The 13,308-nt window shown below is 68.6% G+C and carries 13 protein-coding genes and 4 pseudogenes; 10 read left to right on the top strand and 7 right to left on the bottom strand.

The features are described 5' to 3' along the window. Positions 1-797: 797 nt before the first annotated feature. Together FB157_RS48985 and FB157_RS40840 are read left to right on the top strand one after the other, a co-directional pair. Positions 798-950 carry an inclusion body family protein gene (locus FB157_RS48985; protein ID WP_261386861.1) on the top strand — a complete coding sequence of 51 codons (153 nt, stop codon included), beginning with the start codon at positions 798-800 and terminating at the stop codon, positions 948-950. Between the two features lie 121 nt (positions 951-1,071). After that, a complete protein-coding gene (locus tag FB157_RS40840) occupies positions 1,072-1,527 on the top strand; it encodes an RpiB/LacA/LacB family sugar-phosphate isomerase (RefSeq protein WP_145885951.1) in 456 nt (151 codons plus the stop codon). Between the two features lie 104 nt (positions 1,528-1,631). On the opposite strand, the gene FB157_RS40835 is transcribed toward FB157_RS40840, so the two are convergent. Further along, on the bottom strand, positions 1,632-1,997 hold the full coding sequence (locus tag FB157_RS40835) for a DUF6479 family protein (RefSeq protein ID WP_261386860.1): 366 nt from the start codon (positions 1,995-1,997) through the stop codon (positions 1,632-1,634). A gap of 203 nt (positions 1,998-2,200) precedes the next feature. Between FB157_RS40835 and FB157_RS40830 the strand changes: the two genes are divergently transcribed. The 3 genes from FB157_RS40830 to FB157_RS40820 all read left to right on the top strand — a co-directional run bounded on the left by FB157_RS40830 (position 2,201) and on the right by FB157_RS40820 (position 4,072). Beyond that, positions 2,201-2,575, top strand: coding sequence for a ferredoxin (locus tag FB157_RS40830; protein ID WP_145886027.1), 375 nt, complete (start codon positions 2,201-2,203; stop codon positions 2,573-2,575). A gap of 83 nt (positions 2,576-2,658) precedes the next feature. Continuing rightward, on the top strand, positions 2,659-3,837 hold the full coding sequence (locus tag FB157_RS40825) for an acyl-CoA dehydrogenase family protein (RefSeq protein WP_145885950.1): 1,179 nt from the start codon (positions 2,659-2,661) through the stop codon (positions 3,835-3,837). Between the two features lie 43 nt (positions 3,838-3,880). Next, a complete protein-coding gene (locus tag FB157_RS40820; RefSeq protein ID WP_145885949.1) occupies positions 3,881-4,072 on the top strand; it encodes a hypothetical protein in 192 nt (63 codons plus the stop codon). An 11-nt stretch (positions 4,073-4,083) separates the two neighbouring features. Here FB157_RS40820 and FB157_RS40815 read toward each other — a convergent pair whose 3' ends face one another. Beyond that, positions 4,084-4,986: a LysR family transcriptional regulator gene (locus FB157_RS40815; RefSeq protein ID WP_145885948.1), complete on the bottom strand. Its 903-nt coding sequence runs from the start codon at positions 4,984-4,986 to the stop codon at positions 4,084-4,086. Between the two features lie 158 nt (positions 4,987-5,144). Between FB157_RS40815 and FB157_RS40810 the strand changes: the two genes are divergently transcribed. Then, positions 5,145-5,438, top strand: a complete 294-nt coding sequence (locus FB157_RS40810; protein ID WP_145885947.1) for a DUF1330 domain-containing protein — start codon at positions 5,145-5,147, stop codon at positions 5,436-5,438. Positions 5,439-6,050: 612 nt separating this feature from the next. Here FB157_RS40810 and FB157_RS48980 read toward each other — a convergent pair. Next, positions 6,051-6,212 (bottom strand): annotated as a pseudogene (locus FB157_RS48980) (ankyrin repeat domain-containing protein); the annotation flags it as partial. Between the two features lie 172 nt (positions 6,213-6,384). Beyond that, positions 6,385-7,335: an NADP-dependent oxidoreductase gene (locus FB157_RS40800; protein WP_186581911.1), complete on the bottom strand. Its 951-nt coding sequence runs from the start codon at positions 7,333-7,335 to the stop codon at positions 6,385-6,387. Positions 7,336-7,406: 71 nt separating this feature from the next. Between FB157_RS40800 and FB157_RS40795 the strand changes: the two genes are divergently transcribed. From FB157_RS40795 to FB157_RS40785, 3 genes and pseudogenes are all read left to right on the top strand, one after another. Further along, positions 7,407-8,363: a GlxA family transcriptional regulator gene (locus tag FB157_RS40795; protein WP_145885945.1), complete on the top strand. Its 957-nt coding sequence runs from the start codon at positions 7,407-7,409 to the stop codon at positions 8,361-8,363. Between the two features lie 116 nt (positions 8,364-8,479). Then, a pseudogene (locus tag FB157_RS40790) lies at positions 8,480-9,011 on the top strand (FAD-dependent monooxygenase); the annotation flags it as partial. Between the two features lie 284 nt (positions 9,012-9,295). After that, positions 9,296-10,001: pseudogene (locus FB157_RS40785) on the top strand (IS5 family transposase); the annotation flags it as partial. Between the two features lie 258 nt (positions 10,002-10,259). On the opposite strand, the gene FB157_RS40780 reads toward FB157_RS40785, so the two are convergent. Continuing rightward, positions 10,260-10,976: a Clp protease N-terminal domain-containing protein gene (locus tag FB157_RS40780; RefSeq protein WP_261386859.1), complete on the bottom strand. Its 717-nt coding sequence runs from the start codon at positions 10,974-10,976 to the stop codon at positions 10,260-10,262. Positions 10,977-11,150: 174 nt separating this feature from the next. Between FB157_RS40780 and FB157_RS40775 the strand changes: the two genes are divergently transcribed. Beyond that, on the top strand, positions 11,151-11,948 hold the full coding sequence (locus FB157_RS40775; RefSeq protein ID WP_145885944.1) for a TetR/AcrR family transcriptional regulator: 798 nt from the start codon (positions 11,151-11,153) through the stop codon (positions 11,946-11,948). Positions 11,949-12,111: 163 nt separating this feature from the next. Here FB157_RS40775 and FB157_RS48975 read toward each other — a convergent pair. Together FB157_RS48975 and FB157_RS40770 are read right to left on the bottom strand one after the other, a co-directional pair. Continuing rightward, positions 12,112-12,443: pseudogene (locus tag FB157_RS48975) on the bottom strand (glycoside hydrolase family 15 protein); the annotation flags it as partial. Next, positions 12,440-13,096 carry a TetR/AcrR family transcriptional regulator gene (locus FB157_RS40770; RefSeq protein WP_145885943.1) on the bottom strand — a complete coding sequence of 219 codons (657 nt, stop codon included), beginning with the start codon at positions 13,094-13,096 and terminating at the stop codon, positions 12,440-12,442. The pseudogene FB157_RS48975 and the gene FB157_RS40770, both read right to left, overlap by 4 nt. Between the last annotated feature and the right edge of the window lie 212 nt (positions 13,097-13,308).

The raw sequence follows: 13,308 nt of genomic DNA, 5'->3' as shown, positions 1-13,308 counted from the left end.
TCACCATGAGGGAAATTCAGTGTCAGATCAGTCGGGAGCGGGGACCTCCGCGACCGCTGCGCATCCGGTCGCGGCTGCCGGGGACAGGCCGATGGCCGGCACGGCGTTCCGCTGTGCCGGATGCCCACCCAGCACCCAGAAAGGGTCCGCCGTTCGGCTTGGGAACGGGCAGGGCGGAACTCCCTGGGGCGTCCTGCAGTTCGGCGGCGATCAGCAGGAACGCATTCACCCTAATGCACAATCTTCACCCGTCAACCAAGGGATGGGCACGGCCTTGCCGTCGCCGCAAGCGCTTTCAGAAGGAATGACTCACGACAGCGTAATACCAGGTGAATTCACCGAGCTGAACGTGATCTCTGTCGGTAAATCCGGATAATCGGGACACGGGCCTGTTCCCCAGGGGCGGGTAGTGCCCCGGTCGGCGGACGTACGCTCGTCGAACGTGAATTCGATACGATTCGGGAAGTGTGGCACTGTGGTGGCGTGGCGGCGGTCAGGTGCATGGTGGCCGGATCCGCGCCCGAGGGCTTCACATTCCGCGGGCAAATTGTTGTTTCGGTTGCATCCGACTTCCCTCCCGTCCTCCAGGGATCTTCCGCCTTCTCGCCAGGAATTCCGGCAAATGGAAATTGCGTCACCCATTCCTTTCGGTGATTTCAGGACTTTGTCTTCAGGGTGAACCGCGAAACCGTTTTTGCATATCTACGATCGGAGGCTATGACCGACACTCCACGGGACAACTCCGCGACGGCGTCTGTCCGCTGCCACGGGAGGGCAGCGAGGGCAGTCCGGATTTCGTGACGCAGAGGTACCAGGACCACTGCTGGCGCACCGCGGTGAAGAGCGTCGGCAAGGTCGTGTACCACTTCTACTTCCAGATCCTCGACCGGCACCGGCAGCTGAAGGGGTACTTCCAGTGGGACCCCTTCAGCACCATCGAGGACTCCTGACGGTCCGGCCCGACATCGGCGTTGGATAGGGTCGTCCTTGCCGAGAGCCGACGAGACCGGTGTCCGCAACGGACGTCACCGGGCCTTCGAGGCTCCCCTACCCGGGAGGATGGAACCGCGCATGATGATCTCCGTCTCCTCCGACATGGACGAACCCGTCGCCCGCCTCCTGGTGGAGGAGCTGCGCCGGCGCGGCCACGAGGTGCGTGAGCACGGTGCGCTGCGGTCCGGTGCCGATCCGCAGTGGGCGGTCTGCTCCGAGGCCGCCGCCCGTGACGTCGCCGAGGGCACGTCCGATCAGGCGGTCGTGTGCTGCTGGACCGGCACCGGCGCCTCCATCGCCGCGAACAAGGTGCCGGGTGTCCGCGCGGCCCTGTGCACGGACGCCGGCACGGCCGAGGGCGCCCGCCGCTGGAACGACGCCAACGTCCTGGCGCTCAGCCTGCGGCTCACCTCCGCACCGCTGCTGACGGAGATCCTCGACGCCTGGTTCACGGCCGAGCCGAGCCAGGACCCGGAGGACGTGCAGAACATGGCCCGCGTCGGCCGCCTGGACGCCGCCAGGAAGGTCTCCTAGCGGCGTACGGCGGCCCGGCGCGGGCCAGTGCGGGTCGTTCGCTCGCTGTCGTGCGGGTGGTGCCGGTGTCGGGCGTGGGGTTCGGTGTCGGCGTCGGGTCGGATTCAGTGGGCACCCAGTCCGCCGCCGCCGAACGAGCCGCTCGACCCCTTGCTCCAGCGCGGGCGCTCCTTCGAGGCGCTGGGCCTGGTGTCCATGTTGGTCAGCTCGTACGGGGTGAGCGGACGACCGCCCTTGGGGGTCTCGGGAACCTCCTGGGACTCCCTGTTCTGCCGGACCTCGTGCACCGGGCCCTCGGGTGGCAGGTGCGGCTGCTCCTCGGGGCGCGGTCGCGGGGACTCCCGGTACTTGACGCGGGACGTCATCCAGTAGCCGCCGGCGAGGAATGCCAGGAGGCCCACGGCCACCAGGAAGAGCACGAGGCTCATCAGACCGCTTGCCGCAGCCAGCTGCATCTGTGCGGTACTCATAGGACATGAATACCCCACCCGGAACGGGACGAACCGGACACCTTGAGTGACCGCGGCTCCACGGACGGCGAACCGGCCCGGCCGCGGCGTCACTTGTCCCGGAGGAGCGGCCCTGGTGGTCCGGCGCAGCGGCCTCGGCGGGACGGCAGCACCACTTCGCGGTGTACGTGTTTGCGACGCTCCCGCCCGGCTACCCGCCCGGTGTGACATCGCCGACTTCTCCGCAGCAGCTCTACAGGTTCCTGGAGGACCGCTTCGAGTGTGCCCAGGCGTGCACGGAGTGCGCCCGGGCGTGTGCGGTGCGTGCGGGCCTCCTGGATCCGGTCGGTTCGCCGCGCCAGGACCGCGCGCGCCGGCTGGGCATCATGTGCGCCGAGGTGTGCGACTCCACCTGCCGGATGCTGTCCGAGCAGGACCGCCGGGACGAGGAAGGGGTCAGGATCCAGCTGGAGTGGTGCCGCTCGGTCTGCCTCGACTGCGCGGATGCCTTCGCCGGGCAACCCGGTGCCGAATCGACCGCGGGGGTGTGCCGGGCCTGCGCCGAGGCGTGCACCGGCTTCATCGCGGCCCTGAACTGAGCCCCGGCGCGCCATTCCCTATTTCTGAAACACGTTCTACGGTGTGCGCCGTCAGGACCGCCCTTGGGGACCCTGGAGGCGCCGTGCACCTCGACCACACGCCCGAGCAGCAGCGACTGCGCAGCGAGCTGCGCACCTACTTCGCCGAGCTGGTGCCCGACCATGCCTACGCCCGGTACGCGGATCCGGCCGCGCAGAAGCGGTTCTACCGCGAGACCATCCGCCGGCTCGGCACGGACGGCTGGCTCGGCGTGGGCTGGCCCGAGGAGTACGGCGGGCGCGGGATGAGCGCGATGGAGCAGTTCATCTTCTTCGACGAGGCCGCGCAGGCCGGCGTACCGCTGCCGCTGATGGCGCTGAACACCGTCGGCCCGACCATCATGCAGTTCGGCACCGACGAGCAGAAGGCGTACTTCCTGCCCCGCGTCCTCTCCGGCGAGATCGACTTCGCCATCGGCTACAGCGAGCCCGAGGCCGGTACCGACCTCGCGTCCCTCAGGACACGGGCCGTACGCGACGGCGACGAGTACGTCGTCAACGGGCAGAAGATCTGGACCACCAACGGCGACACCGCGGACTGGGTGTGGCTGGCCGTGCGCACCGACCCCGGGGCGCCACCGCACAAGGGCATCACCATGCTCCTGGTGCCGACCTCCGACCCGGGCTACTCCTGCACCGTCATCAACACCCTCGCCTCGCACGACACCACGGCCAGCTACTACGAGAACATCCGCGTCCCCGTCTCGCGCCGGGTCGGCGAGGAGAACCAGGGCTGGCGGCTGATCACCAACCAGCTCAACCACGAACGCGTCACCCTCGCCGCCCACGGCACCATGGCGATCCGCGCCCTGCACGACGTGCAGCGCTGGGCGATGGAGACCAAGCTGGCCGACGGCCGCCGGGTCGTCGACCTGCCCTGGGTGCGCCGTCTGCTCGCCCGGACCCACACCCGGCTCGACGCCATGAAGCTCCTCAACTGGCAGATGGTGACGGCCGTTCACGAAGGCACCCTCACCCCGCAGGACGCCTCCGCCGTCAAGGTCTACGGCTCCGAGGCCCGCCGGGACGCCTACGCCTGGCTCATGGAGGTCGTCGGCGCCGCGGGCCCGCTGAAGGAGGGCTCGGCGGGCGCGGTCCTGCACGGCGAACTGGAGCGCGGCTACCGCTCCGCCGTCATCTTCACCTTCGGCGGCGGCAACAACGAGATCCAGCGGGAGATCATCTCGTGGATCGGACTGGGGATGCCCCGGGTCCGGCGGTGACGCTGTGTGACGAGGATTCTTGGTTGGCACAAAAGAGGGATGGTTGGCACTGGAATTGGCTGGGATCGAGACCGGTGTGACTCGGCAGGCCAACTGTCGTGTCAGCGCGACATCTGTCGTCCAGCGCGATCATCAACCTCGTGAGCGCTTCAGCCAGACCGCCGTCGTCATCACCGCGAAGTCCGCCAGGCGCAAGGTCTTCGGCCTCGCCACCACAGACGTCCGTCTCGCTTGACCTATGGCGCGTCAGTCCGGCAGCCAGTGCAGCTCGTGCGCCAGGGTTTGGGCGACGGCACGGATGCGGCGGTGCAGTGGCGACTGCTCGCGTGGGAGGACCAGGTGGAACGTCAGGCTGGGCGCGCCCCGTAGCGGTCGCCAGGTGAGGCCGGCCGGTTGTGCCGTGGCCGCCGCTTCTCCGGCCGGGGCGAGGGTGACCCCGTCGCGCAGGTCGCGCTGAGACATGTCGAAAGAGACTGCGAGCGTGTGGAATCGGGGGTGTGGGCGGGTGTCTCGGAACAGGGCGGACAGCTGATCGTGGATCACGGGGTTGGCCGCACGGTCCGGGAGTCGCAGCGGATACGCGGCCGCGTCGGCGATCTCGATCTCCGGGCGTTCGGCCAGCGGATGGTGCTGCGCCAGCTGGACCCCGATGCGCGCACGCCGCAGCAGGAACCGGCGCACGCCACGGCCCGGCTGTTCACCACGGGTGATCCCGGCATCGATGCGGCCGTCGGCGACCGCGGGGGAGATCTCCGGTGTCGCCATCGGGACCGCGCCGACCTCGAGTCCGCTGTTGCCGCGAATCAGCCTGTCCACCAGGGCCGGTGCCGTCTCGGCCCCGGCGCTGAGGCTGTATCCGATGCGCAGCGTGCCCAGTTCACCGGCCCCTGCACTCCGGGCGGTGTCCCACGCCCGGTCCAGCGCCGCCAGCGCGGGCGGCGCGGACTCCGCCAAAGCCGCACCGGCCGTGGTCAGTTCGACGTTACGCGTGTTGCGGACCAGCAGGGCCGTGCCGAGTTCCGCCTCCAGTCGGCGCATCCGGGCGCTGAGTGCGGGCTGTGCGATACCGATCCGTGCGGCCGCGCGGGTGAAGTTCAACTCCTGCGCCAGCACCAGGAAGTACCGCAGGCTCACCGTATCCGGCGCCACGTGCCCTCCCTGCCGATTGATAACGATCCGTTCTGAGCCTATCCCGTACCGGTCTTTCCCCCGACCCCACGTCAAGCCCTAACCTGCGTATGCCGGGATCGATCGATCTGAGTGTCAATTCGAAGTCAGACGTGTCCGGCCGAATACAGGAGGTTTCCATGGCTAAGGGCTACTGGGTCAGTGTCTACCCCGCCATTTCCGACCCTGAGAGGCTGACTCCCTACAACAAGCTGGCCCGTCAGGCTGTCCAGGCTGGGGGCGGGCGCACCCTGTCCCGTGGCGGTCGAGTCGTCGCTCACGAGGCCGGAATCACGCAACGCGTCGTTCTGGTCGAGTTCGACAGCTTTGAACAGGCCGTCGCGGCATACGAGAGCGAGGCATACCAGAAGGCGCTGGTGGCCCTCCCCGGCAGCGTCGAGCGCGACTTCCGCATCATCGAAGGCATCGACTGACCAGCGGGCCCAGCCATCGCCGAGCATCCGTCACCTGAAACGCACACGGTGCTGCGTGCGGGTCGGCAGGCCGGCGTCTGGTCGGCGAGCATCTCGGCGAGGTCGTCGCGTGTCATGCCGCAACCCTGCCGGGCGTCGCTCAACTGACCAACTGAAATCCGGGTCACAGCTGCTGATGAGCCGTAACACGTAGGTGGACCCATGGACGATCGGCATCGTGGGCGGCAGGCAGGCGGGGACGGTACCGATGGAGTCGGCCATTGCCGCCTGCCGGGCCGCGAGTTCTCCGTTGGCGCCGCATCCGAGGTTCCCCGTGGACGTACACCAGCGGCAGCGGTCGTTCTGGCGAGGATCTTGGAGATGTCGTTCGCGAGTTCGAGGGCGGTGGATGACTGATCCGAGATCGTCGTCGTTCTCGTGCAGGCCGGCGGATGCGAGAAGGAAGTGGGTCACAGCCTCGCCGACGGCGAGTGTGTTGAACGGCATCACGCTGGGTGCGGGTACACCGGGGACGTACCGGGCTTGCTCGCTCCGCCTCGGGGTGCACCTCGGTAGCGAGTTCGGTCGGGTCGATGAGCCCGTTGCGCCACCTGCAGCCCGACACCGCCAAGGTTTTGCGGCCAGGTCGTGGCCGAAGTGATTGGCCATGTCCATGGGGGTACGGCCGTCTGGATCTGCGAGCTCCGGATCAGCCCCGAAGGCCAGCAACACGGCCGTGGTGTGCACAGTCAACGGCTGCCCGCTCTGCATGGCCCCATCACCTTCAACGTCGATGGGTGCGGCTCTGTTTCCTTCGTGGAGACGGCGCCTGACCTGCTGAAGAGGCCGGCTGGCGCCGTCACTCGTCGTGCCGCGGGACATGAAGGACATAGCGCCACGAAAGAGCGAGGCCGACCGGGTCGCCACCACGTGAAGTGGCGACCCAGACTCACCTTCTGAGCCCCGGTCAGTCGACCAGCAGCACCAGCTTGCCCGTCGTCCGGCTGGTATCGCCCAGATCGTGCGCCTTGGCGGCATCGGCCAGCGGGAAGGTCCCCGCGATCGTCGCCTTCAGCTTCCCCGACTCCACCAGCTCCGCGACCGCCTCCATCCCGGCCCGGTCGGCTTCCACCAGCATCCGCACCGCCCGCACGCCCAGCCGCTCGGCCTCCTCGTAGAACTCCGGCGGGCCGACCGGCAGGACCGACACCACGATCCCGCCGGGCCGCAGCACCCGCAGCGACCGCACCGACGTCTCACCGCCGAGCGTGTCCAGGACGACGTCGACGTCCCGGACGGCCTCCGTCACGTCGGTGGACCGGTAGTCGATCGGCTCGTCCACGCCGATCTCCCGCAGGAAGTCGTGCTTGCCCGCGCTCGCCGTACCGATCACGTACGCGCCGCGCGCCTTGGCGATCTGCACGGCGACGTGCCCCAACCCGCCGGCCGCCGCATGGACCAGCACCCGCTGCCCGGGCCGCACATCGGCGTACTCCGTCAGCGCCTGCCACGCGGTCAGCGAGACCAGCGGCAGCGCGCCCGCCTGGACGTGGTCGATCGAGGCCGGCTTGTGCGTCAGGGCGCGCGCCGGGACGGTGACGTACTCGGCGTGCGAGCCGTGGCCGAACGGGTAGGGCAGCATGCCGAAGACCTCGTCGCCGGGCTTGAAGGCGGCCACGCCGATCCCGGTCTCGGCGACCTCGCCGGAGAGGTCCCAGCCCAGGACGAACGGCGGCTCGCCCAGGAAACCGCCGGTGGCCCGGTGCTTCCAGTCGGTGGGGTTGACCCCGGCGGCCCGCACCCGGACCAGCACCTCGTTCGGGCGCGGCGCGGGCCGCCCGACCCGCACTTCCCTCAGGACCTCGGGACCGCCGAGGACGTCCTGGCTGATGGCTCGCATCGTGTTCGCATCGTTCATGGTCACCCAGCCTGCCAAGGTCCGCCCGGCCCGGAAACGGCATGATTGCCAACACTCGATAGGATCGTGCCATGAGTGGCAAGCGGGAACCGGAGCGCGTGGCCGTCCTGGCGCTCGACGGCGTCTACCCCTTCGAGCTGGGCATCCCCAGCCGCATCCTCGGCGCCGCCGACGGCCGCTACGAGGTGCTGACCTGCACCGTCGACGGCCGGCCGGTGCGCACCAACGCCGACTTCACGATCGGCGTCGCGCACGGCCCGGAGATCCTCGACACGGCGGACACGGTGGTGGTCACCTCCATGCCGCCCGACTACATCCCGCCGCGGCTGCCCGACGAGGTCACGGCCGCCCTGGCCCGCATCCGCCCGGACGCGCGCATCGTCTCCATCTGCACCGCCGCCTTCATCCTCGCCGAGGCCGGGCTCCTCGACGGCCGCAAGGCCACCACTCACTGGCAGGCGGCCGACGAGTTCCGGTGCCGGTACCCAAAGGTCGAGCTCGACCCGGACGTCCTGTTCGTCGACGACGGCCGCATCCTCACCTCGGCCGGAGCCGCCTCCGGCGTCGACATCTGCCTGCACATCGTCCGCACCGACCACGGCAGCGACCTGGCGAACACCGTCGCCCGCCGCTGTGTTGTGCCTCCGTTCCGCGACGGAGGCCAGGCGCAGTACATCCAGCAGCCGGTGCCCGTCAGCGGCGCCGCGAGCACCGCCGCCACCCGCGCCTGGGCCCTGGAGCGCCTCGATGAGCCCCTCACCCTCTCCGACCTCGCCGGGCACGCCCGGATGAGCCTGCGCACCTTCGCCCGCCGCTTCAACGACGAGGTGGGCCTCAGCCCCGGCCGCTGGCTGATCCAACAGCGCCTCGCCCGCGCCCGGCACCTGCTGGAGTCCAGCGACCTGCCGGTGGACCGGATCGCCGCCGAGGTCGGCTTCGCGACCGGCGCCTCCCTGCGGCAGCACCTGCAGGCGGCGATCGGGGTGTCCCCGCAGGCGTACCGGCGGACCTTTCAGAAGGCCCGCTGACCTTGTTCACGTACAGTGCGATCGCGGGGCTGCCCGGTCTTCCCAAGGTCAGCACCGGCGACCATGACATTCGCCGCACAACACCGCGAACCGGTGTCCACCTTCCGAGGTGACCCTCCGTGATGGTGTACGCGCAGACCGAGGTGTGCAAGGACCTCATCGCCCTGCAGCTGAAGGAGGGCGGTCCGCTGCTGTTCGAGGCGGAGGCGCTCGCGGTCGAGGGCGCGGAGAGCGAACGGCCGCGCGTGCGTTTCCGCTGCGAGGGGGACGAAGGCGTACTGGAGTGCGACTACGTGGTCGGATGCGACGGCTTCTGGGGCGTGGCCCGCAAGGCGGTGCCGGCCTCCCTCTCCCGTGAGTTCGAGCGGACGTAACCCGTTCGGGTGGCTCGGCGTCCTCGCCGACGTACCGCCGTCGCACGACGAGCTGGTCTACGCCCGGCACGACCGCGGATTCGCCCTGCTGTCCATGCGGTCGCCGTCCGTGTCCCGCCTCTACCTCCAGGTGCCGGACGGCACCGAAGCCGGGGCACGGGACGACGACGAGATCGGGGCGGAGCTGGAGCGGCGGTTCGAGACCGCCGACGGATGGCGGCTGCGGCGCGGGCCCATCACCCAGAAGTCGGTGACGCCGATGCGGTCCTTCGTGTGTGCCGGTGGCGCGTTCGATCGCGGTGGCCGCTGCCTCGAACGAGCCGCGCGCCGCCTCGATCGCGGCGAGCTTTTTGAGCTCGTGCGAGTGCCGCCCGACCGGCAGGTCCAGTTCGGCGTCGGCCGGGTGCAGATTCGAAGCCCCCTTCGCGCGGTAGGCGATTCGCTCCACCTCCACGGTGCCGAACCGCGTGGACAGCAGCCGCTTGTGACCCGCCTCGGCGGCGCGCCGCACCACCTGGTCGGACCCGGCGACCTCCGGCAGGTGCTCCTCGCGCTGCACATGATGAGACGCTGTTCGCGGCGATCATCTACGTGCTGGTCAGTGGTTGCGCCTGGCGGGCTCTGCCGCCGTGCTTCGGCATATCGAAGTCGACCGCTCACCGCCGTCCCCTGTCTGGTCGAGAGCCGGCGTCTGGGGCCGCTTGCACGAGGCCGTGCTGCACCGACTCGACGACGCCGGCCTGATCGATGTCACCCGCGTCGTCCTCGACACCGCCCACGTCAGGGCAAGAAAAGGGGGGGCGAACACACAGGTCCGAGCCCCGTGGACCGAGGCAGGCGGGTTCCAAGATGCACATCCTGTCGGACGCGAACGGACTGCCCCTGGTCGTCGGCATCTCGGCCGGCAACACCCACGACAGCCAGGGACTGAAGCCCATGGTGCTGGGTCACCAAACGAGACACGACCCCCACCGCGGCCGGCTTCAAGCCCCAGCGCCTCCACGCCGACAAAGCCTACGACCGCCCGGACCTGCGTAAATGGTTACGCGGCAAGCGCATTGGAGTCCGGATCGCCCGCAAAGGCATCGAGTCCAGCGAACGGTTGGGCCGTCGCAGATGGGTGATCGAGAGAACGATGTCATGGCTGTCCGGCTACCGCAGACTCGGCCCCCGCTTCGAGCGCGATCCCCGTAACTACCTGGCCTTTCTCGGCCTCGCCGCAGCCCTCTGCTGCTACAAGCGACTCGTCCGCCTCACCACGTAGGACACGGTCTAAGCAGAGCTCTTCGGACGACTAGGGCAACGCCGGAACGGAGCCGTAGGCGTGAACACGATCCCGAGCAGCTCGGTCCGGACGTTCGTGTCGGCGCCAGGCTCCTGCGCTAGGAGCTGGTCATGGACGTGGCCGGGACGGCGAGCCGCAGCACTGCACGATCAGTGCACGAATATGGGTGAAGGAGCGGTCGCCAACCGTGAGGTCGGCGACCAGCCGGAGCAGCTGTCCCCGCCCCATAGTTTGTGGTCACCCGCGCCGTGATGAGTGGGTTTTCGCAGCCGTGGAGTCGAGGGCGGCCGGGGCGAATCCGGCCGCGGTCAGTACGTTGGCGGCGACTCCGCGGCCGACCTGAGCAAGTCCGATGAGCAGGTCGTCACAGTCGATGTGGTCGGATTCGTTGTGCTCGGATCGGGCCTCTGCAATGGCGATGGCCTTGCGTGAGTAGGGCGTCCATGCGATTCGCTCTGCTGCCTGGGAGGTGCCCAGGCTCAGCTGGGTTCCGACCGACCGGTGGACCGTCTCCGGCGAGACACCGGCGGCCTGCAGGAGCCGGGTGGCGCTATTGTCCTGCACGGTCAGTCCCCAGAGCAGGTGCTCGGTGCCGATGTAGTTGTTGTGGTGCTGTACCACCGCATGCTTGACGTGGACCATCGCTTGCTGGAGGTCGTCGGTCATGGTCTCGGGGCCGTAGCGCTTGTGCGGGACTTGGAATCGTTGCTGGGCCGCCTGTCGGGTCACCCCCAGGGCCGCGCCGATGTCCGTCCATGAGGAGCCGTGCCTTCGACAGTGCTCGACGTACTCCTCGACCAAGGCGTCTGACAGCCGCTGTAGTTCCCCCGCGACTTGGGTGGCGACCGCGAGGAGGGCTAGCCAGTCGGGCTGTTTTTGTCCATCGGGGCGGTGTGCGGTGTCGCATCTGTGGTCGACTTCCGCAATGAGATCGTCCAGGTCCGGGAGAGCCATGAGGTAAGTACCCCTCGAGAATTCAGATGTTCGGCAGGCCAGGCATGCAGAACCGCCTCGGGCGGGAAGGGGGAGTGGACGATCGTCTCCGTCAGTCGGACCGCTCGCCCGCACCGCTGCTCTGCTTTGTACGTCACATTTCCGTACGCCGTACGGCCAGGTATCATACACCGTATGGAAAGAGCGAAGCGTACCCCTAGAGGTACTCGGAAGAGGGATGTGCCTCTGACCGAGGCAGGGATCTGCACCTCCGCCCTGCGGCTCATCGACGCCGACGGGGTCGAGGCGCTCACGATGCGCAAACTCGCCGCCGTGCTGGACGCGAACCCGATGTCGCTGTACCACCACGTGCCGAACAAGGAAGCTTTGCTGCGCGGTGTGGCGAGAATGGTCGGCACCCGGTTCCGCACCGTGACACTGGAGGACTCTCCCTGGCAGGAGCGCATGCGCCTGCTTGCCACGGACTTCCGGACCCTGGCACACCGGCATCCCAACCTCATGGCCTACTCGTTCAGCCAGCCGGACTTCATCCAGCCCGAAGATCCCTTCTGGGTCGAGCTCACCGCCGTACTGGATGCCGCAGGGGTGCCGGAGTTGGAGATCGCGCAGCTCGCCGCGCTCGTGTGTGCCGTTGTCAGTGGCGTGATGATCGCCGAGCTCAACGGCGCGCTCCACCGGTGGTCGAACCTCCAGCCCACCACCCCCGCCTCCGGTGAGCACGGGCCGATGAATGAGGACTCTGGCGAGGACCGGATGTTCCGCCTGGTCCTGGACACGATCATCAGCGGCATGGAAGGCCGGCTCGCAGTCGATCGCGCCGGTGGGCCGGACGACCAGCCCCCGCAGAACTCCCTGCTCCCCTCCGCGCGCATCCCGCGTCAACTCCGCCCGTCGGCCGCACGCTGCGAAGGAGAGTCCCCGGAAAATTCCGTCTCGGACGTGGCGTCCGGTTTCGACCCGAGAGATCAGTGAGGGCCACAGGCTCAGACATGCTGCTGATGACGGACGGCATCCTCAAGCTGTGCCGTTGCGCCGAGATGGTGGGTGCGGTGTGCGGGCCGGAACTGGCCAACGTGTCTGGGGCAGCGTGAACTCGGTCCGCATCCTCCGGCGCGGAAGCGAACAGGGCGCGGCGTCCTCCCAGTATCCGCAGGGTGCGCGGTTGGGCGCCGTAGCCGAAGCCAGGGAGCCATCCGGGCACGGAACGGATCGTCCCGCGAATGCACATCATCCGCCGGATCAACCGGTGACGGTCGGACTCCCTGGCGTGTAGCACGGGCATGGAGACCTGGATCTCCCTGAGCCCGTCCTCGGTGAAGAACCGGGTGATCAGCACGTCAGTGTCGCCGAGTCCAGGACGGCGGCGAACACGCTCGGGGAGTCGAAGAACGGGCAGCAGTACCAGTCGATGGTCCCGCCGGTACCCACCAGGGCCGCTTTGCGCAGTACCCGCCCTTTTCCCGTCACGCCCCCTCGCGGACTCCTGCGACGTGGTTCTCCACTCCGGCGACCGCTGCGTCCAGCGCGGAGTTGAACATGGTGTCGATCACGTCCTTGGAGGGCGGGGGCGCGTCTTCCCCGTCGGGGCCCGACGGCGCCGGCGGCAGGGTGGCCCACCGCTGCAGTGCCCCGTTCAGTTCGCCGAGCAGCAGACCCGTGAACACGCCCACCAGGGTCGCGGCGACGCGCGGAATCTCCTCCTCGGGTAGTTTCGCGGTGGCCAGGATGTCGATCAGTGCCTGCCAGAAGGGGTCCTCCGGCTGCACGTAGTCGGGACGCGTGAAGGAATACCCCATCAGTTTCGGGTGACGGTGCGACAGTTCGCGGAAGTCCCGCGCCAGTTCACGCAGCCGATCCTGCCACGGGACGTCTCCCTGCTCCTCTGCGCTGAACTGCGAACCGACCCGGTGGGCCACACCGCGCAGCACGGCGTCCTTGTTCGGCACGTGGTGGTAGAGCGACATCGGGTTTGCATCGAGCGCGGTCGCGAGTTTGCGCATGGTGAGCGCCTCGACCCCGTCGGCGTCGATGAGCTGCAACGCCATGGCGTAGATGCCGTCCTTGGTGAGCGGTACGTCTCTCTTTCTCGTGCCCCGAGGGGGCTTCCGTGCAGTCGCCATACGCTGTATGGTACCAGCGTCGGCGACGTCGCCCAAAGCGTGCCTTGACCAGGAAAAGGCTCCGCTGGAAGCCGAGCTCGAGGGCTGCGGCTTGAGGCGCGAGCAGCGGCTGCCTCGGCATTCAGCCGTTCTCGTGGTGCTCGCAGCGGCTCAGTTCGCCGTCATGGCGCAGTGCCGCCTGACGCATGCAGGCGTAGAACCAGGCGAGGCGC

Origin of the sequence: Streptomyces sp. BK340 (assembly GCF_007827595.1) — a bacterium.
GTDB lineage: Bacteria > Actinomycetota > Actinomycetes > Streptomycetales > Streptomycetaceae > Streptomyces.
The sequence above is the reverse complement of the archived record's forward strand: the minus strand, read 5'-3'. Positions and strand labels throughout refer to the sequence as shown.

What these genes read in the sequence shown, in the direction of transcription:
- FB157_RS40780 (WP_261386859.1), bottom strand. Translation starts at nt 10,976, where the DNA reads ATGGCTCTCCCGGACCTGGACGATCTCATTGCGGAAGTCGACCACAGA.
- FB157_RS40775 (WP_145885944.1), top strand. Translation starts at nt 11,151, where the DNA reads ATGGAAAGAGCGAAGCGTACCCCTAGAGGTACTCGGAAGAGGGATGTG.
- FB157_RS40770 (WP_145885943.1), bottom strand. Translation starts at nt 13,096, where the DNA reads ATGGCGACTGCACGGAAGCCCCCTCGGGGCACGAGAAAGAGAGACGTA.
- FB157_RS40800 (WP_186581911.1), bottom strand. Translation starts at nt 7,335, where the DNA reads ATGAACGATGCGAACACGATGCGAGCCATCAGCCAGGACGTCCTCGGC.
- FB157_RS40810 (WP_145885947.1), top strand. Translation starts at nt 5,145, where the DNA reads ATGGCTAAGGGCTACTGGGTCAGTGTCTACCCCGCCATTTCCGACCCT.
- FB157_RS40795 (WP_145885945.1), top strand. Translation starts at nt 7,407, where the DNA reads ATGAGTGGCAAGCGGGAACCGGAGCGCGTGGCCGTCCTGGCGCTCGAC.
- FB157_RS40840 (WP_145885951.1), top strand. Translation starts at nt 1,072, where the DNA reads ATGATGATCTCCGTCTCCTCCGACATGGACGAACCCGTCGCCCGCCTC.
- FB157_RS40835 (WP_261386860.1), bottom strand. Translation starts at nt 1,997, where the DNA reads ATGAGTACCGCACAGATGCAGCTGGCTGCGGCAAGCGGTCTGATGAGC.